We start from the raw sequence: 22,440 nt of genomic DNA, 5'->3' as shown, positions 1-22,440 counted from the left end.
CGTTCATCCTGAGCCAGGATCAAACTCTCAAATAAAAGTTTATCAGGCTCAGATACTATTGTTATCAAAATATCTGGCTTTATGGTTTGTTTCTTGTTTATAAATTAACCTACTGTTTAATTTTCAATGTTCGTGTTTATTTCTTTTTCCTTTTCTTAAGGACAAGTAATACTATATCATCTTAAAAACAATTCGTCAATACTTTTTCAAATTATTTTTTAAATTATTTATTTCTTTATATTATATGACTTCTTAAACAATAGTTATATTATAGGATTAAATACTTTTAATATATATATTTTCTCATAAAAATTGTAATTAACAATCTGCATTATTATGATTATTATAATTCTTATCCAACTTAATCTAAGCTTATATAATAGAAATAAATTATCTATTGTGTAAGTTTAAAAATCAGAATATAAAAAGTATATACCAAACAATGGTATTAAATAAACATAATAGATATACATTTATATATAATAAAAGAAAAAGCATCAATAAAGTTAAGATAAATTTATTAATACTTTCCTTTCATCATTAATACAGCTTTATATTTTTTGAATAATATATGTCTACATTTATAATTTATCTCATAGCTCTCATGGCATTTAATACTGCAATAAGCGCTACCCCTACATCAGCAAATATGGCTTCCCACATAGTAGCTATCCCTCCAGCTCCTAATATCATAACTATAACTTTTACTCCTAAAGCAAATATTATATTTTGCCATACTATTTTATTAGTCTTATTTGCTATCTCAATTGCTTTAGATATTTTACTAGGTTCATCTGTCATAAGAACTACATCTGCCGCTTCAATGGCTGCATCTGAACCTAAACCTCCCATTGCTATACCAACATCAGCACGAGCTAGTACTGGAGCATCATTTATTCCATCACCTACAAAAGCTATTTTTTCTTTTTCAGTTCTTCCTTCATATAAATCTTCTAATCTATCAACTTTTTCATTAGGAAGTAAATTTGAGTAAACTGTATCTAATTCTAATTCTTGAGCAATATTTTTTGCTACTTTCTCATTATCTCCAGTTAACATTACAACTTCTTTTACTCCTATTGATTTTAAGCTTATTATAGCATTTTTACTATCTTCTTTTATTTCGTCAGATATAACTATATAGCCTCTGTACACTTTATCAACAGCAATATAAACTACTGTGCCTACTTCTTTAGCTGGTGAATACAATATATTTTCCTTTTTCATAAGTTTTTCATTACCTGCTAATATAAGTTTTTCATTATGTTTTACTCTGATTCCATAAGCTGCTATTTCCTCATAGCTGTCGATTGTATCTAAATCAATTTTTTTATTATAGTAACTTAATATAGATTTAGCTATTGGATGGTTTGAGTTTACTTCTGCAATAGCTGCAAATTCTAGTAACTCTTCTTCTGATATACCTTCAGGATTTAACTTAGTTACATTAAATACACCTTTAGTAAGTGTTCCTGTTTTATCAAACACTACTGTATCTACACTTCTTAAAGCTTCTAAATAATTACTTCCCTTAATAAGGATACCATTTTTAGATGCAAATCCAATTCCACTAAAGAAACTAAGTGGTATTGATAAAACTAGTGCACAAGGGCAAGAAACAACCAAGAATATCAATCCTCTATACAACCAATCACTAAACACTTCACCTGAGATTACAAGTGGTGGAACAAATGCTATCAATAAGGCTGCTATTACTACTATTGGAGTATAATATCTTGAAAATTTAGATATAAAGTTTTCTGTTTTTGATTTTTTAATACTAGAATTTTCAACAAGGTCAAGGATTTTTGAAACTGTTGATTCTCCAAAGTTCTTTGTAACCTCAATACTTAGCAAAGCATTCTTATTTATAACACCAGATAAAATTTCATCTCCTTTTTCAACTTCTCTTAGTACTGATTCACCTGTAAGTGCAGAGGTATCTAGCATAGAAATACCATCTACTACAACACCATCTAGTGGCACTTTTTCACCAGGTTTTACTACTATTATGTCACCCACATTTACTTTTTCTGGTGACACTACCTTAACTTCAGAGTTAACTTTCAGATTTGCATAATCTGGTCTTATTTGCATAAGTGAAGTTATAGATTTTCTAGATTTACCAACTGCAACACCTTGTAAATACTCTCCTATTTTATAGAATAGCATAACCCCTACTGCTTCTGATAGTTCTCCTATTGCTAACGCTCCAACTGTTGCTAGAGCCATCAAAAAGTTCTCATCAAATACTCTTCCCTTTGATATATTTCTTATTGCTCTTAAAAGCACATCGCCACCTACTATTACATAAGCAACTATAAATACTATATTACTAAATTGACTTTCATAACCTGTAGCTGTTTGATATATACCAAATATATATACGAGAGCTCCAATTATAAGTGGAATTAATTCCTTCTTATTTGTATCATTTACAGTTCCTGCTTTTTCAGTAGTTCTAGATTTTACTTTGTTGGTAGACTCTACTTGTATATCAAGCCCTGGCTCTGTAGAGTCTACTATTTCCTTTATTTTGTTTATAACACTATCCTCTTCAAAGTCATTAAATATATTTACTGTAAGTTTTTTATTTACAAAGTTTAAGTTAGAAGATTCAATTTCTTTTAATTTAGAAACTTTATTGTTAATCTCTTCTGCACAATGTGCACAGTTTAAACCTCCTAATATAAGTTCTTTTTTAATTGATGTCTTATTAGATACATTTTCTTTAAAACTTATCTGTATATCAAGACCTGGTTCTGTTGAATCTATTATATCTATTATCTTTTCTATAGTAATATCCTCATTAAAGCTATCCTCTATATTTACTGTAAGTTTTTTATTTATAAAATTTAAGTTGGAAGATTTAACTTCTTGTAGCTTAGAAACTTTATTATTAATCTCTTCTGCACAGTGCGCACAGTTTAATCCTCCTAATATAAATTCTTTTTTAATTATATTATTTGTTTCCATATATATTCATTCCTCTCGTTTATCATTTATAAGTCTCTCTAATATGATTTAATCCACAATCAAATATTTGACTTATATGACTATCATCTAGTGAGTAATACACTGTCTTTCCTTCTCTTCTAAACTTTACTAACCTAGCTTGCTTTAATACTCTAAGTTGATGTGATATTGCAGAATGAGTCATATTTAGTAAACTCGCTATATCACATACACACATTTCATTTGCAAATAATGCATATAGTATTTTTACTCTAGTTGTATCCCCAAATACTTTAAACAATTCTGCTAAATCATATAACATTTCTTCATCTGGCATAGTTGATTTAGCTTCTGTTACTATTTCTTCATGTATTATATTACAATTACAATCATTTATCTCTTCTCTCATTTTTAATCCTCCATTATTTAAATATATGAATAACTGTTCATATGTTCATTATATGTTATTATGTCTAAATTTGCAATAATAATTTTTATTTATTTAATAACAATTTGAATGCACATATTATAAACTTTTTTAATATATATATTATTAGAATAAGTTTTTGTAAACTTTTTTATAGTTTTCTAGGAGGTGCAAGTTTAATATGAGTAACAAAAAAAGAAAGGATTTAGATAATAGTTACATGCCTTACTTAGACCCAGCGAACTATGCAGATTATATTACTAATGAAGAAATTCCCCAAGATGAATTGAGAAATGACCCTCAAATTTCTAATGGTTATACAAAAATACCTAATAACCAGAACATAAATAACCTGTATCCTAATAACGAAAATAATTATCCTAAAAGCAATAATTCCCCAAACAACTTGCCTAACACAAATAATACATCTGGAAATATGAATTACAATACACCTAATAATATGCCTAATAACGCGAACTATAATACATCTAATAATATGGGTACACCTAATAACACATTTAGCAACATGAATAATAATATGGGTATACCTAACAATATGTCTAACAACATAAATAATAATATGGGTATGCCTAACAACATGTCTAATAACATGAATAGTAATATGGGTATGCCTAACAATATGAATAATAATATATACGGTAATACAGGTATGCCTAACAATATGAATAATAATATGTATGGTAATATGGGTATGCCTAACAATATGAATAATAATATGGGATATAGTATGAATATGGGTATTCCTAACTTCTCATGTAATCAAAATATGCCTCCTAATGTACTTATGATGATACCAGGTGTTATATGTCATAATACAATGCAAGGTATGCCTGTAGTTATGCCTAGTACTATGTCTTCTAATATATCTCCGATTCCTTATGGCTCTAATAATATGTCCATACAAGGCATGCCACAAACTACTAACATAGAGGAATTTGATGAGGAAGAAATGTAATATATTTTTTCAAGTAAGTTGTATAAAATTTTAATAATTGACCATAATAATAAATGTATTCCTCATAATATTCCCCCAATATTATTATAGGTATAGAAAGTTGACTGAATATAATTTTATTCGGTCAACAAATATTAACATAATCTAATAAAATAAATATAGAAAAAATCAGATAAAATTAAATTTTATCTGATTTTTTCATTTAAAAGTATATTAGTAAAATGTCACTACAGACTATAACTATTATTTGATTTTGTATTTATGAAAATACTGACAATATAAAAAATCTTTTTGCTTTCTATTAAGTTAATTAACTCTATACTATAATCACTCTAATAAGTGACTATTTAATAGAAAGTACTGCTTTGAACAAGCTATATATATTTTGCCTTTCTGGAACTAGTATGACAGAATATATAATTAATAAAGTAAAACAAAAATTTGAAAATAAACATGTTTGTGTCGAATGCACCTCAAATTGTATTAGACTTTGTAAAAAGATATATTTATAATCCATACAGCTGGTGAAGACAGCTACATAAATTATGATTCATCAAATTTACTAATCAAAAAATTAGATTCTAAAGGTTTCAAAGTATTTTATAACAAATCACATGAGGAAAATTATAAATTTTTTTATTTTTCTAATAAACTGTATAAAATTTTAATAATTGACAACAATAATAAATGTATTCCTCATAATATTCCCCCAATATTATAGAAATAAATTTAAGCGAGATTAAATTCAGTTAATCTCGCTTAAATAATGCCTAAAATTATTATTCTAAAAAGTCATCAAAATCTAATGAGCCTGATTCTGCAAAATCATATAATGCATTTTGCTCAAAGAAAAAATTCTCTTCAAACTTAATATAGTTACTATAGTTAGATTGACTTATTTCATTGATATAATTGCAATCATTTTCATTATAAGTACCAATAAAAAACTTATTTCCCATTAAGTAATATATAGCTTTCATATCATTATTTATTATATATACATTTTCCTTAACATGGTCATTATTAAAATTAAATCTAGTAAAAAATATGCCCTCATTCATATCACTTTTCAATAAAAATGGGTTTTCTCTATAAAACACTTTTGCAAATTCTTCAGGAGACTTTACACTATATACACTCACAAATTCATTCTTAGAAATCTCATCAAATACCTCAAAATCATACATAGGTTCTTTATCTGATACTAATAAAGAATTAATTCTAAAACCAGTTTCATGGCACTTACTTATACAAAAAGCAATTTTACACATATAATATCCATCATTATCTTCATATAAAGCTTCACTTATATATCGACCTTGACCTTTACTACTCACTACATTTTTAAGTAATGTACCATTTATATTTGTAATATGCATATTTGCAATCTCATCACTTCCAGAAAAGTACTTTAGACTTTCTCTATCCCATGCTATAAATCTCATGGTCATATAGTTTATAAATTCAACTTCTTCATCAACTCTTTTACATATTTTATTATATAATATTTCTATAGTTAAATCTGTTTTATAATTTTTTATAATATCAATATACTCATATTTATCTCCTGGCAATAATTTATCATAGTAAAGATTCTTATTCCCAAAATAAGATACTAAAAATAAAGATTCATCCTTCGTTAACTCAACTCTATCTGAACCAAATCCTCCCATTAATCTTTCCTCTTCCATATACGCTTCTTCCTGTGTTGGATTTTTTAAACTCACATAATCTGCCAAACCTAATCCTTCTGCATCTAATAAAAAATATTGACAAAAGTGATTATTTTTATCATCTATCCAATTTATTATAAGACCTAAACTACCCATAAGTCTAGAATTTGTAGCCTTTGCAAAATTAAAATTCATATAGTCACATCCTTTAAACTTTAAAATACTTGTTTTTTAATATATAAATTATTATACATATATTTTAACAACTTAGGTACAATTTATAATATAATATAAGGAAATGATTAATTGAGGTGGTCTTATGAAAAATATAGCAGCTTTTTTTGATATAGATGGTACTCTTTATAGAGACTCTCTTATGGTTGAGCATTTTAAGAAATTAATTAAATATGATATAATTGACCAAAAAAATTGGTATAAACACGCAAGAGACACTTTTATGGATTGGGATAAAAGACAAGGTAATTATGATGATTATCTATTAGAAATATGTAACCTTTATGTTGATTCATTAAAAGGATTAGATAAAACTTGCATCAATTTTACAAGTGACCAAGTAATTAAATTAAAAGCAGATAGAGTTTACAAATACACACGTTCAAGAATTGATTGGCATCTAAATCAAGGGCATATAGTTATATTTATATCTGGTAGCCCAGGGTTTCTAGTTGAAAAAATGGCAAAGAAATATAATGTAACTGATTTTCTAGGAAGTGATTATATATTTGAAAATAATATATTTACAGGAAAAGTTATTCCAATGTGGGATTCTATAAGTAAGAATAATGCTATAAATGATTTTGTTGTAAAGTATAATTTAGACTTATCAAACTCATATGCTTATGGAGATACTAATGGTGACATAAATATGTTAAAAAGAGTTGGAAATCCAATTGCAATAAATCCAACAAAGGAACTTTTATCTCAAATATCACTTGATAAGGAAATTTCTAAAAATGTTGAGATAATAGTAGAAAGAAAGGATATTATTTATTCTTTATCTACAGATGTAAATATAGTGGATATTTGATTTATATTATCTATTTTAAAAACTTATATTATATCTAATACACAAAAAGCTTTGATTTTTAGTCAAAGCTTTTTGTATATTGCACTAAGGATACATTGAATTTAGCTTTATATCCAAATACATATTTAGATACGGTGTTTACATTTATTCAAATTACAATCTTAGTGAACTACCATCCACTTTATTAAAAAATATAAAATTAACTGTTATTTTTAAATAGAATTTTTCTTAACTTATTATTGTAATAACCTACAAAAGAACTATAAACATAATCATATACTATAAAGGCTACCTCAAATAAGCCTATAATAAAAATATTTATTGGAATATAAACTATTGTTCTTAATAAAAAATACAATATAAGTATCATTATATTTGCAAACACCAATTTCATAAAATACTCAATATATATCGACCTATCTTTTTCTATAAGATATTTTACAATACCATATATTCCAAAGGTAAGTGAATATACAAGCCATTGAGACTTACTTGCCATTACTATAAATCCTAAAGCTATAGAACCTATATAAAAAGCTACTCCACTTTTGAATCCCCATTCCATTATTACAATTGATACTAAAAGTGATGCTAACCCCATAATAAACAATGTATTTACAGGAATAATATTTGTAAGAGTCAGCAGTATCACATTTAATGCTAATAAAACTCCTCCATAAGCAACTTTTATACTCATATTTATCATCCTAACAACAAGTTATTAAATCTCCACCAAAACATTCGCAACATGAATCTAAACACCAAAGCTTAGCACAATTTTCACAACAATCGTCACCTAGACAACAGCAACAATCATCACAGCAACAGCAACAACATCCATCTAAATCATTTCGTCTTCTTCTATTATAATTATCAGCTCTGTTGTTATATTCATTTCTATATTGTGTATAACTTCTAAGTGCATCACTATATTCACTATTTTCAGGCTCCATAAACTTTGCTCTTTTTAAGAAGTCTTCGCCTTCTTCATAATATCCTATGTTCATTGCAGAAAAACCAGTTAAATAATACCATTCTGCACATTTGTCAGTCAAAGTTTTCAAAAAATCATATGCTTTTCTAAATTCACTGTTTTCTATAAAAGCTCTTGCTCTCATAAAATTTTCATTATTATAAGTATTACTGTACACTTTTTCCACCTCTACTTTCTAATATATTCATATATCTTAAATAAACACCAGAATAAATTATATTTTCTATTATTCCAACATTTTTATTTAGATTTAGATTATCAATTCCTTTAGCTAAAAATCCTAATGATGTTACTATTATTTTTTTTACTTTTTCTTTTAACTCATCATTTTTATCTATATACTCTATAAATGGATTGTATCTTCCTTTTTTAAAATCTTCATCTAAATCTTCATAGGCATCTAGTAGATATATATACTTACCTATATTAAAGCCTATCATTCTTAAGTTTCTCTCGTTTTCATCTTTTTTATAAGCAAATACTTCACCCATTATATTTCCAAATATACTAGATACTTCATCTATATTTATATTTTTATCTTTTTCTAACTTATTTAATTCATTTAACTGTTGTTTTATATACTCTGCCTTTTCAGGATACTTTTCATATGCTAATTTTAATTTGTTTTTATATATATAATATGCTAATTTATCTTTTATGCGTTTATCATCCATTAAATTATCTTCCAATTTATAATACGTTAAAAGAATATTCATACTTGCTGCATATTCTGTAATATCATTTGTAATTACCTTTTTCTTTTTAAATGGATTGACTATACATACTTCCTCTGTGCTTATAGACTCTGTGTTATATACTGCTGTTAATAAAACAATTAAAAATGTTATATCATAATTCAGAGAAAATCTAGAAATTTCTCCATGATTTCTTTTTAAGTATTTACATAGTCCACAATAATAAGCTTTGTAATAATCATATTCTCTAAATGTTAAATCCATTTTGTTTATTTTAACATATCCAAACATAAATACTCCTTTTTTGTACTATTTTTTATTTAGATTATATATAGTATAACACTTTTTATCAAGATTATATAAGATACAGTATTCTAAAAAACTTAAAAAATTCCTTCTAATCATTGTATCTTAAATTTAAAATAATTAGAAGGTTAAGTTAAAAATAATATTAAATTATATACTTATATTAACTCATACAAGTTAATTATGCTTTATATCAATTTAAAATTTAAATAATTGGTATATATTCAAAACTACCTACAGTATCCTTCAATTCCTTTTTTGCTTTATTTATAACCAATTCATCAAGCATCACATCATTTATTGAACACGCTATAGATTTAGATGCTAACAACATAGCTTTAAATCCCATATCAGAACCTGCACTAGCACAAGACTGTCATGTATGAGCAGAAATACCAATAGGTCAAACTGAGCAAGAACATTGTGCTGTAGGAATTATGTAACTAATATCTCCAATATCTAGTGATAATGATATACAGTTATTATGAGTAAATGTATCATCTGTAACCTCATCATGTAAATTCATCTTAGCAATATCCTTATTTCCACTTAATACACTAGAAACACTAATTCTTTTATCTATATACACTGTTTCAGCTAATTTTTCTGCAAAATAGTAGTCATCTTCGTTATAATTTTGTACTCCTACCAATCTCATGTTTTGTGATAAGATATTTGTTAATATTGTATTTGGAATATAGTCATACACTCCACTTATAATATTATATTCCATACTAGTACCAGTCATTAATGCTGCCCCTTTTGCTATATCAACAATTCTGTCAAATACATCTCTTACATGCTCCATTTTAACTCCTCTTATGTAATACCACACTTCTGAAAAATCTGGAACTATATTTAGCATTTTTCCACACCATCTAATTCATCTATACTAAAATCATGTTTTTTTAAATATTCCTTTTGTAAGCTTGAAGCATAATATTCTTTATATTGAAGTTCTGGATTTTTCCATATTTTATCTGATATATCTCTTAACTCTTCCTGTATACCATCTATATATTCTATTAAAAACTTTTTATTTAAATCACTCATATTAATTGTATAAACCTCCCTATTTCTAATAACTTATTAATTATTAACCAAAATAACTCATTTAAAAATATTTTCTACTGTACATCAATTTTATACAATAAAACCTCTTGACTTGTAAGTTTCGTTTTATCAAGTAAGAGGTTTTCAAATTTTATAAAATTTTTAGCATGTTAGCCAATCAAGCATATTGACCCATAATTTATTATAGTATTTCCAATCAGTAAATTCTTTTGAACCCCAATGAGGTGCACAATCAGAACTAAATACAGCAGATTTTCCTTTTCCAAACTCACCAACAGCTACAAATGGGTCTCCTCCAATAGTTGCTAACACAGGGCAATTATCTCTAGCAACTGTCTTATTATATCCTAAAAACTTTGGCCATTCTGTTGGTATATCTTTTAATACTGGATGTTGAGAGTCAACAACTACTGGAATTATTCCTGCTGGTTTTTCTACTCTATCATCTTTATCTATCATTGTTATTGGTAATACATCTTTAATAGCAGTTTCACCAAATCTAGCTTTTGCATCTATACCTGTAAATGACATGTATCCACCTACCATGATTAATGCCCCACCATTATTTACGTAATCTTTGATTAGTTCAAGTCTATCTGGATTACTATTGCAATCTATAAAAGTACCATTAGATAATAAAAACGTATTAGAACCTATATCAGATAATATTATACAATCATATTCATTTAACTCCTCTAATTTATATGGGAAGCTATCTGCTGCTACATGTGCAGGCATATGAACTGTCTCATATCCTCTAGATTCTATTGCCTCTTTTAACCACTTTACAGCTTCTTCATAGTGAGTTGTAACAAATGTATCAAATCCTTTTATATGAGTTATATTTTTTACCCAAGATTCCCCTACTATTAATACTTTTTTCATTTATATATTCCTCCTACTTTTATAAATTTAATATTAGACTTGCATACATAAGTATACTATCTAGATACTCCTTAATTTCAACATATTCATCTATTGAATGGCATTGTTCTATTGAGCCTGGACCTAATATGAGTGTTGGTATTTCAGCTAAATTTTTCATCAATCTCGCATCATTCCCAGCTGTCGAACCTCTTATTTCTAATTTTTTCTCTAGAGTTTCTTCTAGTATTTTATGAGCATTAACTACAAAATCAGAATTCTTGTCCATCTCAAAACCTAATCCTGATTGATATATATTTATATTTGGCTTATTATCTTTAAGCCATAAATCCCCATTAGCTCTTGTCATTATGACATTGGTCACGTCATTTACAACTTGTTCATAACTCATTATATTTGGTAAGAAGTGTACACATAAGTTAAATACACACTTGTCTGGCACAGTAGAACCTGCTGTCCCACCATTTATCATACCTAAATTTATTGTAGGTGATGGTAATAGTGGATGCTTATATATCATAAGCCAGTTATGTTCTAATTCTTTTATATCTTGAAGGAGTAACATAGCCTTCTCTATCGCATTAACACCCTCCCACTTACTACCACAGTGAAGAGATACACCTTTAACCTCAACTTCAAAGAATACAAATCCCATATGTGCAATTATTAAATTCTGTTCTGATGGTTCACAAATTACACAGTAGTCTCCATCAATTCCATTCATAACTGCATTTATAGTACCATTTCCCCCACCTTCTTCATCTACTACTGACATTATCTTCACATTACCAGGTACATTTAAACCACTATCTTTTATAAGCTTTACAGCTAATATTGATGCTATAAGCCCAGATTTCATATCTGCAGTTCCAAGACCATAAAGCTTCCCATTATCTTCCGTCCCACAGTATGGATTATATCTCCACTTACTTATATCGCCAGGTGGCATAGTGTCTACATGACCATTAAATACAATTGTCTTTCCAGGTAAATTATCACTGTATTTGCAAATTAAATTATATCTATCTTTATAATTGTGACCTAGATTTCCTTCTTTATAGGTATCTTTTGCTTTTTTAATTAGCTCTTCACTCATTTCTTGTCTATCTACACTAAAACCTATGTCATTTGCAAGTTTCTCAATATATTCCTGTCCCTCTTTTTCAAATCCACCTAATATTCCATGACCAATATCTTCAGTCTTTATACTTACAAGTTCTTTTAAATAATCTATATATTCTTGTTTTCTACTATTTAATGTATCTAAGAGAATTTTTTTCATATTTCCTCCTAAGATTTATTTTTACATTTAAAATTTCAAGTCTAATCTCCTCTATTTAAACCATAGTAAACTTTTTCACTTAGTATATTCCCATTTAATATATAAAGATATATGCAAATTAAAGTATAAAAATATACAAAAACTTAATAATTTTTATAGTTCATCAACTAAAATTTAATTACTATTTAGCTTTAGCTGATTTTTTTAATCTTATATTATTTATCCATATAGCAAATAACATTACCAAACCTTTTATAATCATTTGATTATACGAAGATACACTTAATAAGTTTAATCCATTTCCTAATATTCCTATTATTCCAACACCTATACATGTACCTACTATAGAACCAGAGCCACCCATCATGTTAGTACCACCAAGCACAACTGCTGCTATAGCATCCAACTCTGCTCCATCTCCAACAGTAGGTGAACCTGATGCCAAACGTGATGATAGTATTATTCCAGCCAATGCTGTTAGTAATCCAGCTAGTGCATATACTTTTACTATCACTTTATTTACTTTTACTCCACATAATCTAGCAGCTTCTTCATTTCCACCTACTGCATGTACATGACGTCCAAAATTAGTTCTTTTTAATAGAAAATGACCTATTATTACAACTATAATCATAATTATAACTGGTATTGGTATTGGTCCAACATATCCTCTACCTAACATCTTAAATGCGTCCGTATTTACTGATATAGGTCTTCCTCCTGTAAATACAAAACTTATCCCACTTATTATCGTCAACATGGCTAAAGTTACAATGAATGGTGGTAGTTTTTGTGTTGAAATAATCGCACCTTTTATAATTCCTAATATTGTGCCTATTGCCAATGCAAGTATCATACCTACCCATATAGGTGCATTATAATTTACTACTGTTGTAGCCCAAAACGTACCTACTAGAGCAATTACTGCCCCTACACTTAAATCTATTCCTCCTGTGATTATTACAAATGTCATACCTACTGCAAGTATTGCATTTATCGATATCTGTCTTCCAACATTAATTAGATTATCTAAAGTTAAAAAATTAGATGAAGCTACACTCATTATTATAAAAATTATTACAAGTCCTATAGCTGCACTCCCTTGGTCTCTGAATGTACTTGTTAATTTTGTTAATAATGGAGAGGATTTGTCTTCTTTATGCTTAGTTATTGAACTCATTAATTTTACCTCCGAAAGCCAATTTTAATACATTATTTTCAACCATTTCTTCACCTTCTAAAAATCCACTTATATGACCTTCTCTCATAACCATTATCCTGTCGCTCATTGATATTAATTCTGGTATCTCAGAAGATATCATTATAATACTTACACCACTCTCTACTAAATCTCCCATTAGATTGTATATCTCTGCTTTAGCATTTACATCTATACCTCTAGTTGGTTCATCCATAATTAATATATCTGGTTGTAATAAAAGCCATCTTGCTATTATAGCTTTTTGTTGGTTTCCACCACTTAGACTCTGTATAACTTGATTCATATGTGGCGTTTTTATCTTTAATGCTTCTATGTATTTTTCTAGTACTTCTTTTTCCTTTTTTCTGTCTATAACTGATTTAAACTTAGATATCTTTTTTAATCCAGCCATAGTTGTATTTTCTTTGACACTCATCTGTAAAAACAATCCAGTACCTTTTCTATCTTCTGTTATTAATCCTAGTCCATTTTCAATCGCATCTGATGGAGTTTTAAATTTGATTTCTTTATTATTTAAATATATTTTTCCATAATCATATGCTCTAAGTCCAAATATAGCTTCTACTATTTCACTTCTCTTACTTCCAACTAATCCACCTATTCCTAATATTTCACCTTTTCTTATATTAAAACTGACATCGTTAAAAACATTGTTCTTAGTTAGATTTTCCACTCTCATAATTTCTTCTTTTATTTCTACTTTTCTTTTCGGAAAAAATTGGTCTAGCTTTCTATCTATCATTAAATTAACTAATTCTTCCTCAGATGATACATCTTTGGTATTTAAAGTCGAAATCGTTTTCCCATCTCGCATTATAGTTATTCTGTCACAAATCTCAAAGAGTTCTTCCATCCTATGGGAGATATATATTATACTGACTCCACTCTCTTTTAAATCATTTATAAGTCTAAAAAGTATTTCAGTCTCCTTTTTACTTATTGAAGATGTGGGCTCATCCATTATTAATACCTTAGTTTTTGATGATAAAACTCTTGCTATTTCTACCATTTGCTTTTGAGCTATACTAAGCTCTTTGACTAAACTATTTGGATTTATATCTATTCCCATATTGTCAAAAATCTTTCTAGCCTCTTCGTTCATTTTTTTGTCATTAGTTAAGACTTTGCCATTTATTTCTTTTCCCATAAAAATATTTTGTGCTACTGTCAACTCATCAAAGACTGTTAATTCTTGATATATGGCATTTATACCTATCTTTTTAGAGACATCTGGTGATATATTATCTATTTCTTTGCCTTCAAAAATGAATTTACCAGAAGTTTTAGCATGTGCACCAGTTAAAATCTTTATCATTGTTGATTTACCGGCACCATTTTCACCTAGTAGCGCATGAACTTCCCCATGAAATAACTCAAAATTAACATTATCTAATGCTCTGACACCAGGAAATTCCTTAGCAATATTACTTAACTTCAGAATTGTATTACTCATAATGACACTCCTTTTTAAATAGGATTTCTTTCAAATAATCTCATTTTATTTTACTAATTCTTAAAGTCTTTTATATTTTCTTTATCATAAAGTAAGGCTGGTACTGGTATATTTTTTTCTACCTTTTCCCCTTTTATAGCTTTTACTACTGCTTCTACAGCTAAACGTCCCATCTCTTTAGGTTGTTGTTGAATCATAGCAAGAATAGTCCCATCTGTTATCCCACTTGATGCTTCTTCAGTTAAGTCAAACCCTACAATCTTAACATCCTTATTCTTTGCAGATTCAAGTGCAGCTTTAGCTCCTAGTACACTATTTTCAGCTGTTGCATATATTATATCTACATCTGGGTTAGATTGAATTAAGTTTTCTACTGTATTAAGAGATTCTTCTCTGTCATATCCTGGTTGTGAATTTAATATCTTAACATTTGCTGAACCTTTTAATGCATCTTTAAATCCATCTATTCTCTGCATTTGTATTTGAGATTTTAAATCTGTTACTATCGCTATTTCTGATTTTCCACCTAATTTTTCATCTATATACTTTTTAGTGTATTCCCCTAACTTTTTACCAGCATCATAACTAACTGTTCCTACATAACTTGTAATATTTTCAGTATTTAATACAGCATCTACTGTAACTACTGGCATTTTTTCAAACGCTCCTTCTACTGCTGGTACTATAGCTGAGTTATCTGTTCCAAGTACTATCATTCCATCTACATTTTGTTGTATAAAATCTTCTATTGCTGATGTTTGCTTAGCTACATCTTGGTCTGGGTCATTTACTATAACTTTCACACCTAGCTCTTTGGCTTTTTCTTTTATTCCCTCATCAATATCTATAAAAAATTGATGTTGAAGAGTTATTGTAGATACTCCAATAGTTAAATCTTTCTTGTCTGAACCACCTTTATTGTCTGATTTACTCGGTCCTTCCATTGAACATCCTGTTAACATTCCTATTGCTAGCATTCCAGCTATTCCTAAAGATAAAACTTTTCTCAATCTCATAATTAACCTCCATTTTTAATAGTTTTAATTTTAAACAAATTAGATTTCTATTTATTAATATTTAAATATTTTTCAACATCTTCTCTATAAGGCATACCAGATTGTGCTCCTAATTTTGTTACAGAAAGACCTGATACTACTACTGCATATTCTACTGCTGTATATAGATTTTTACCTTCTGTTATAGCCACTGACAATGCTCCATTAAATGTATCTCCTGCACCTGTGGTGTCTTGAACATCAACACTTATACAAGATACATGCTTAATTTCTTTACCATCATAAAATCTAGCTCCATTTTTTCCTTCTGTTATCACAAGTTTATTAGGATATTTTTTTAATATTTCCTCTATCCCTTCCTCTGTGTCAAAAACTATCTTATATTCATGTTCATTTGGCGTTAAGTAAGTTACTTTTTCTATTATATCTCTATCTAATTTTATTGCAGGTGCTGGATTTAATAAAACCTTTATCTCATTTTCAAAACAGAAATTTACTACATAATTTATTGTTTCTAATGGAATTTCTAATTGTAGTAATACTATATCTGCATTCTTTATCTCCTCTTCATTTTTTTTGATTAACTCTATATCTACTAATTCATTAGTGCCTGATACAACAACAATACTATTATCATTTTCACATAGTGTTATAACAGCAACACCAGAGCTTTTATGTTTATCTTTAGATACTAGACTATAATCGACTTTATTATTTCTAAAATTTCTTATTAACTCCTCACCTAAGCTATCCTCACCTACACATGATATCATTTTTACATTTGCGCCTAGCTTAGATGCTGAAATAGCTTGATTAGCACCTTTTCCACCAGGTGATGTAAAAAAACTATTACCTAGCACTGTTTCTCCTTTTTCTGGTCTTTTATCTACAGAACATACCATGTCCATGTTTACACTTCCTATGACAACTATGTTTCCCATTACATTACTCCTTTACATATCTATTTATGTCTTTTATGCTGTTATTCATTTTCTTTTGTTGAATCTCTTATGACTAATTCTGGTTTGAAAATCAATTCATCAAACGATTCTTTTTTATCTCCTCTTAAACAATTTATCAATATTTCACTGGCTTTGTATCCTATATCATAAGAGGGTTGTCTTACTGTTGTAAGAGAAGGGCTTATTAAACTAGATGTTTGAATATCATCAAATCCCACAACACTTACATCATTTGGTATACTTAATCCTCTTTCTTTAAGACCTCTTATAACACCTATTGCAATTAAATCATTTGCACAAAATATTGCATCAAAGTTTATTTTTTCTAAATTTTTTATAAATTCTTGTCCCCATTCAATCTTATATTTTCCCTCAAATACATAATCAGGATTGTAGCTTAAATTACACTCGATTAGAGCCTTTTTATATCCTTCTAATCTATCTACTGCTATTTCATTTTGAAGTGGACCACTTAGGTATATTATTTTCTTATTTCCAATATCTAATAAATGTTTTGTAGCTATATAAGCACCTTCAAAGTTGTTTATTTTAACAATTCCTTTTAAGGTTTCTTTGTTCATGCTTATCTTCTTATCAATCAACACAGTTGGTATTTTTATATCTTTATAATTTGCCTCTTTCCAGTTTGTATTTGAAGAAGCTGCAAATATAATTCCATCTATCATTCTCTCTGATAATGTTCTTATCCCTTCATATTCTTTTTTAGCATCTTCATCTGTATTACATAAAATTATGTTGTAACCTTCTTCATTAGCTTTATCTTCTACTCCTCTTGATACATCTGTAAAGAATGGATTTCGTATATCTGGTATAAGAAGCCCTATAGTATTAGTTTTTTTAGTTACTAGACTTTGTGCTAATTTGTTTGGTACATAATTTTTTTCTTTCATTATTTTCAAAATTTTTTCTCTTGTCGCTTGACTTATATTTTCATCTTTATTATTAATGACTTTTGACACAGTTGTTTTAGAAACACCAGCCAATTCGCCAATTTCTTTTATCGTTATACTCAAGAAGTTCACCCCCACAATTTAGGAAACCGTTTTACTTAACCGGTTACCTAGATATTAGCACATCCTTTTTTCCTTTGCAACTATTTTGTATAAATTTTGATATTTTTCTTATTTTTCAAAATACTGCGATTTATAATTCAATTTTAGTATTTTAATTAATGTGCAAAAAAATTAATATACCTTTATTACTATTTAAAAGTATACTAATTAATTTAAGTAATCTTTATTAAAATTCAAGTCCTTGTTCTATAATCATTTTTTTATCATTTTCAATCCCATTTCCGACAGTTGTTAAATAATCACCTACAATTGCAGAATTTACACCCCCATTAAATCCAATTTTGTCATATCCTTTTAAAGATAACCTTCCGCCAGCATATCTTATGTATACATTAGGAATTATAAATCTAAATACTGCTGTTGTTTTTAATTTTTCCATAGGAGTATTCTTAATAGGATTTAAAATATTTATTGGAATTGATTTTACATTTTATTTTTTATATAGGTTTACTATTAAACAAAAAAATACTGTTCTAAAATAGTATTTGTATAATATCTTATACATATCATTATTAAAACAGTATTTTTTATTAAAGAATCATTCTTATTAATTTATAAAACTATTCTTGTCTTAACGCCATCCAAGCTTTCAATTGTAATAACCTCTAAGCCTTCATACTCTCTAAACAACCATTTTAAATCCTTCATAGCTTGATTAACCTGACTTTTTGTTAAATTATTTATAAAATATTCTTTTCTAGTTTCCTCATACTCTTTGCTAGTTAAAAAGTTTCTTAGAAAATTAAATGCAAATACACTTGGAATATTGTTTACATTGGCTTTCTTGCTGTTTTCTTTCTCATAGTAAATTTTCATAAATGCATACTCCTTTGATACTTTTAAATTTCTCTTACAATAATTATATGCATCTAAGTCCTACTATTCTTATAATTTTATTAATTCATATTCTTTACTTCCCATACCCATTTCACATGCATAGTCTATTATTCTAGTTCCATTTACATGAGGATGCTCATGTTTGAACACATCATGACCCATTTCCTTACAAATCAAATCATAACATGCTTGTTCAATAGCTACAGGGTCTGTTGATGCTAATATGCCTATATCATGTGCAATTGGTCTACCTGACCAAGGCACACAGTCACAAAGTGGAGTTACATTCATAACAAAAGTTATATATCCTACCTTATCTTTTTTGTTTGATACTGCTCCATAAGCGTATTCTGCCATCTTTTCGACAAACACATCTGAGTCACTTTCCCATTGTATAGTTACTGCTCTAGTTGGACAGACAGTTGGACATTCTCCACATCCATAACATACATCAGAATCTATAATTGCCTTCTTATCTACTATACTTATAGCTTTTGTAGGACAAGAATTAACACACTTTCCACAACCTATACACTTCTCTTCCTTTACTACTGGAGTAACATCAGAATGTTGCATTTGCTTTCCTGCTGCACTTGCACATCCCATAGCTAGATTTTTTAATGCTCCTCCAAAACCTGCTGCTTCATGACCTTTAAAATGACTCATTACTATCATCGCAGAAGAATTATAAATTTCTCCACCTATTTTTACACTTTCAAAATGTTTTTTATCTATTTTTACATTCTCATAATTTCTACTATATAATCCATCTGCAATTATTACTGGTGCATTTACAACTGCATAAGCAAATCCATTTTCTATAGCAGTTGTAAGATGGTCTACAGAATTTGTTCTACTCCCTGTATACAGTGTATTTGTATCTGTTAAAAATGGCTTTCCTTCGCAGTCTTTGACCTTATCAACCACTTGTCTAACTGCCACAGGACTCATATATGTAGTATTTCCCTTTTCTCCAAAGTGAAGTTTAATTGCGACTTGGTCATTCTTTTCTATTAAATCTTTGAATCCTGCTTTATCAAATAATCTTCTTACATTGTTTGGTACATTTTTATTTTGCGAATTTGAGTATAAATCACAAAAATATACTTTTGACTTTTCCATATCTACACCCCTTTAAAATATTTACTTAAAATAATTTTATCACTTTTAAAATGATTTTTAGTATATTTTACCACAATTAAAGATTCTTATCTTTATTTAATGAAAACAATATTATTTTAGTCCTTAACTACTTTAAACTCTATATACTAAACAAGGTTCTGATATGCCCCAAGTTGAAATGTTTCTCTTGCTTCATCAATTTGACCATTCATCATTTGCCCCTGAGCAAGAAGTATAGATTCATTTATCATGGGAAAATTGCTGTTTTGCAATAAATCAATCACTTGTATGGGTTGATTTAACAATATATAACAAGTTGCCTCCATACTTTTTGCTTGACGGCAAATATCTATGTCATTACAAGTTTCCTGTATACGAATAAATATTTCTAATGCTTCACTAATTAATAGCTCACGCTTTTTTTCATCTACAACATCATAGTGATTAACTATTAAAAGACCCATCCGAAAAATCAAAGGAAAACATGAATAATATTTTTTTATGATTTCTCTTATTTCAGACATTACTTCATCAAATGGTTTAACCGTAAAGTCTTTGCACAGTTTATTATACAGTTTATTAATATCTTCCTTCATCATTTGAGGTTCATAGCATATTAACTCATCAACTGTAATGTTGAAATATGTCGCGAGTTGCGGTAAAAAGGTTATGTCAGGATAGCTTTGTCCGGTTTCCCTTAGTTAAAAATATGGTTTCATATAATCAATCGACTTTACCAATAAAGCGATAATAAATCTCTATTTCTTGTGTTCTTTCTCCACTCTCATTAGTCTGTGGAGCATGAATGAGTATTTTCTCAATCATGGCATTTAATAATGTAGCATTTAATTCTTTGGGTACTGAACATTCCTTGATTAACTCAATCCATTTTTCAGCACCTATCATTTCCTGCTCCATTTTTCTTAATTCTTCACTTAGGTTTGCTATCTGTTCTTCCAGCTCGACTTGTTCTTTCTGATACTTGCTGGAGAGCATAACAAAGTTTCGCTCTGTTATCTTTTCATCTGCTCTATCCTCATACATTCTCATAAACAGACGGTCTATTTCTTTCTGTCGATTTTCCGCCTTTTTCAATGCGGACGTTGTTTTCTTGCGTGTGTTGATTCGCTCTGCATTGCCAGCTTTTTGTATCTTCTTTAAGACCTTTTCCTCGTTCTGCTGAACAGCATTAACCCAATATTGCAGTCTTTCCAAAACAGCTTGATACAGAACATCATAACGTATGTAATGCATGGAACAATAGCCTTTTCCAAACTGTCCATAAAAGCTACACGCATAGTAACTATATGGTGTTTTGCTAGTATTATTCGTCCCAAACCTCATAGACCAGCCACAATCGGCACATTTGACTAGACCTGCAAATATCTGGGTCGTACTGTCTTTCCTTTGTCTGCGTCTTGATTTTATCTGCTCTTGCACATGATAGAACACTTCTTTATCAATGATTGCTTCATGTGTATTCTCAACTCTGAACCACTCACTTTCGGGCTTTCGTACTTTTTTCCTGCTCTTAAACGATACCGTAGACTGCTTGTTGTGTACACTGTTTCCGATATAGATTTCATCTTTAAGAATACTTTTAACTTGTGCAATCGTCCAAGCATAACGCTTGCTCTCTGGTTCATTTTCAAAAACGTGTGCAAATGTTCCATATCGTTGAAAGTTTATCCATGCAGGTGTCGGGACTTTTTCTGTTATCAACTGCTTTGTTATTTTTGAACCACCATTACCTTGATAAGCAAGCATGAATATCTTTTCAACAATCCACCTTGTTTCATCGTCTGGAACAATCTTCCCTTTGATTTCTGGGTGTTTTCGATACCCTCTCTTTGCATAAGCTCCGTAATGTGCTCCCTCTGCAAACTTTGTTTTAAATGCAGACTTCACTTTACGGCTAGTATCTCTTGCTACCCATTCATTGATGATATTTTTAAACGGTGCAATCTCACTTTCGCCTTTCTCACTGTCTACACCGTCATCAATCGCAATGTAGCGAACATTATGGCTCGGAAAATACAGCTCTGTATATTGTCCCGTCATAATATAATTTCTTCCAAGACGAGAAAGGTCTTTTGTTACAACACAATTTATTTTACCAACTTCAATATCCTCAATCATTCGTTGAAAATTGGGTCTGTCAAAGTTCGTTCCAGACCAGCCATCATCAATGTATTCATCAATCACATTCAAATGGTGTTCTTTTGCATATAAGCGAAGCATACTTCTCTGTGTCGTGATACTGGAGCTTTCACCCTGTAATTCATCATCACGGCTCAACCTAAGATAAAGTGCAGTATTGTAAATCTGTTGTTTCATTTGTCAGTTATCCTCCTTTATAACCAACCCATGATTACAATACTTGCTTGCAAGCACATTATACCATTGGTTGATTTCATAG

General features: G+C 28.9%; 23 protein-coding genes. 2 read left to right on the top strand and 21 right to left on the bottom strand.

Going from position 1 to position 22,440, the window contains the following annotated elements; genetic code table 11:
- Positions 1-588 precede the first annotated feature (588 nt).
- Positions 589-2,976, bottom strand: coding sequence for a heavy metal translocating P-type ATPase (locus IR152_RS12060; protein WP_227452211.1), 2,388 nt, complete (start codon positions 2,974-2,976; stop codon positions 589-591).
- Positions 2,977-2,998: 22 nt separating this feature from the next.
- Positions 2,999-3,364 (bottom strand): ArsR/SmtB family transcription factor, encoded by a 366-nt coding sequence (locus IR152_RS12055; RefSeq protein ID WP_003421083.1) that lies wholly within the window; start codon positions 3,362-3,364, stop codon positions 2,999-3,001.
- 199 nt (positions 3,365-3,563) lie between these two features.
- Here IR152_RS12055 and IR152_RS12050 point away from each other — a divergent pair, with 199 nt between their 5' ends.
- Positions 3,564-4,358: a hypothetical protein gene (locus IR152_RS12050; RefSeq protein WP_227452210.1), complete on the top strand. Its 795-nt coding sequence runs from the start codon at positions 3,564-3,566 to the stop codon at positions 4,356-4,358.
- A 779-nt stretch (positions 4,359-5,137) separates the two neighbouring features.
- On the opposite strand, the gene IR152_RS12045 is transcribed toward IR152_RS12050, so the two are convergent.
- Positions 5,138-6,226, bottom strand: coding sequence for a hypothetical protein (locus IR152_RS12045; protein WP_227452209.1), 1,089 nt, complete (start codon positions 6,224-6,226; stop codon positions 5,138-5,140).
- Between the two features lie 124 nt (positions 6,227-6,350).
- Here IR152_RS12045 and IR152_RS12040 point away from each other — a divergent pair, with 124 nt between their 5' ends.
- The gene (locus IR152_RS12040; RefSeq protein WP_227452208.1) at positions 6,351-7,079 is read left to right on the top strand and encodes an HAD family hydrolase; all 729 of its coding nucleotides are present in this window, start codon (positions 6,351-6,353) and stop codon (positions 7,077-7,079) included.
- A gap of 199 nt (positions 7,080-7,278) precedes the next feature.
- On the opposite strand, the gene IR152_RS12035 is transcribed toward IR152_RS12040, so the two are convergent.
- The 18 genes from IR152_RS12035 to IR152_RS11950 form a co-directional block, all read right to left on the bottom strand.
- Complete coding sequence (locus IR152_RS12035; RefSeq protein ID WP_227452207.1) at positions 7,279-7,776, bottom strand: hypothetical protein; 498 nt, start codon at positions 7,774-7,776, stop codon at positions 7,279-7,281.
- Positions 7,777-7,786: 10 nt separating this feature from the next.
- A complete protein-coding gene (locus IR152_RS12030) occupies positions 7,787-8,230 on the bottom strand; it encodes a hypothetical protein (protein WP_227452206.1) in 444 nt (147 codons plus the stop codon).
- On the bottom strand, positions 8,220-9,059 hold the full coding sequence (locus tag IR152_RS12025; protein ID WP_227452205.1) for a DUF5685 family protein: 840 nt from the start codon (positions 9,057-9,059) through the stop codon (positions 8,220-8,222). Before IR152_RS12025 ends, IR152_RS12030 begins: the two co-directional genes overlap by 11 nt.
- Before the next feature lie 220 nt (positions 9,060-9,279).
- Positions 9,280-9,423: a hypothetical protein gene (locus IR152_RS12020; RefSeq protein WP_227452204.1), complete on the bottom strand. Its 144-nt coding sequence runs from the start codon at positions 9,421-9,423 to the stop codon at positions 9,280-9,282.
- Between the two features lie 54 nt (positions 9,424-9,477).
- A complete protein-coding gene (locus tag IR152_RS12015) occupies positions 9,478-9,939 on the bottom strand; it encodes a hypothetical protein (protein ID WP_227452203.1) in 462 nt (153 codons plus the stop codon).
- On the bottom strand, positions 9,933-10,127 hold the full coding sequence (locus IR152_RS12010) for a hypothetical protein (RefSeq protein WP_227452202.1): 195 nt from the start codon (positions 10,125-10,127) through the stop codon (positions 9,933-9,935). Before IR152_RS12010 ends, IR152_RS12015 begins: the two co-directional genes overlap by 7 nt.
- A gap of 162 nt (positions 10,128-10,289) precedes the next feature.
- A complete protein-coding gene (locus tag IR152_RS12005; protein ID WP_227452201.1) occupies positions 10,290-11,033 on the bottom strand; it encodes a glutamine amidotransferase in 744 nt (247 codons plus the stop codon).
- Positions 11,034-11,052: 19 nt separating this feature from the next.
- The gene (locus IR152_RS12000; protein ID WP_227452200.1) at positions 11,053-12,315 is read right to left on the bottom strand and encodes a M20 family metallopeptidase; all 1,263 of its coding nucleotides are present in this window, start codon (positions 12,313-12,315) and stop codon (positions 11,053-11,055) included.
- A 181-nt stretch (positions 12,316-12,496) separates the two neighbouring features.
- A complete protein-coding gene (locus IR152_RS11995; RefSeq protein WP_227452199.1) occupies positions 12,497-13,495 on the bottom strand; it encodes an ABC transporter permease in 999 nt (332 codons plus the stop codon).
- The gene (locus IR152_RS11990) at positions 13,479-14,990 is read right to left on the bottom strand and encodes a sugar ABC transporter ATP-binding protein (protein WP_227452198.1); all 1,512 of its coding nucleotides are present in this window, start codon (positions 14,988-14,990) and stop codon (positions 13,479-13,481) included. The genes IR152_RS11995 and IR152_RS11990 overlap by 17 nt, the downstream gene beginning before the upstream one ends.
- Before the next feature lie 53 nt (positions 14,991-15,043).
- The gene (locus IR152_RS11985; protein WP_227452197.1) at positions 15,044-16,006 is read right to left on the bottom strand and encodes a substrate-binding domain-containing protein; all 963 of its coding nucleotides are present in this window, start codon (positions 16,004-16,006) and stop codon (positions 15,044-15,046) included.
- Positions 16,007-16,053: 47 nt separating this feature from the next.
- Positions 16,054-16,947, bottom strand: a complete 894-nt coding sequence (gene rbsK / locus IR152_RS11980) for a ribokinase (RefSeq protein WP_227452196.1) — start codon at positions 16,945-16,947, stop codon at positions 16,054-16,056.
- Between the two features lie 41 nt (positions 16,948-16,988).
- Positions 16,989-18,011: a LacI family DNA-binding transcriptional regulator gene (locus IR152_RS11975; protein WP_227452195.1), complete on the bottom strand. Its 1,023-nt coding sequence runs from the start codon at positions 18,009-18,011 to the stop codon at positions 16,989-16,991.
- A 217-nt stretch (positions 18,012-18,228) separates the two neighbouring features.
- The gene (locus IR152_RS11970; protein ID WP_227452214.1) at positions 18,229-18,468 is read right to left on the bottom strand and encodes a hypothetical protein; all 240 of its coding nucleotides are present in this window, start codon (positions 18,466-18,468) and stop codon (positions 18,229-18,231) included.
- Between the two features lie 146 nt (positions 18,469-18,614).
- A complete protein-coding gene (locus IR152_RS11965; protein WP_227452194.1) occupies positions 18,615-18,878 on the bottom strand; it encodes a hypothetical protein in 264 nt (87 codons plus the stop codon).
- Positions 18,879-18,947: 69 nt separating this feature from the next.
- Entirely contained in the window at positions 18,948-20,021 is a 1,074-nt protein-coding gene (locus tag IR152_RS11960) for a DUF362 domain-containing protein (RefSeq protein WP_227452193.1), read from the bottom strand.
- 146 nt (positions 20,022-20,167) lie between these two features.
- Positions 20,168-20,497, bottom strand: a complete 330-nt coding sequence (locus IR152_RS11955) for a hypothetical protein (protein WP_227452192.1) — start codon at positions 20,495-20,497, stop codon at positions 20,168-20,170.
- A 247-nt stretch (positions 20,498-20,744) separates the two neighbouring features.
- Entirely contained in the window at positions 20,745-22,358 is a 1,614-nt protein-coding gene (locus IR152_RS11950; protein ID WP_227452191.1) for a recombinase family protein, read from the bottom strand.
- Positions 22,359-22,440 lie beyond the last annotated feature (82 nt).

Source organism: Clostridioides sp. ES-S-0108-01 (assembly GCF_020662285.1).
Lineage (GTDB): Bacteria > Bacillota > Clostridia > Peptostreptococcales > Peptostreptococcaceae > Clostridioides.
This window is presented reverse-complemented; position numbering and strand designations above follow the sequence as displayed.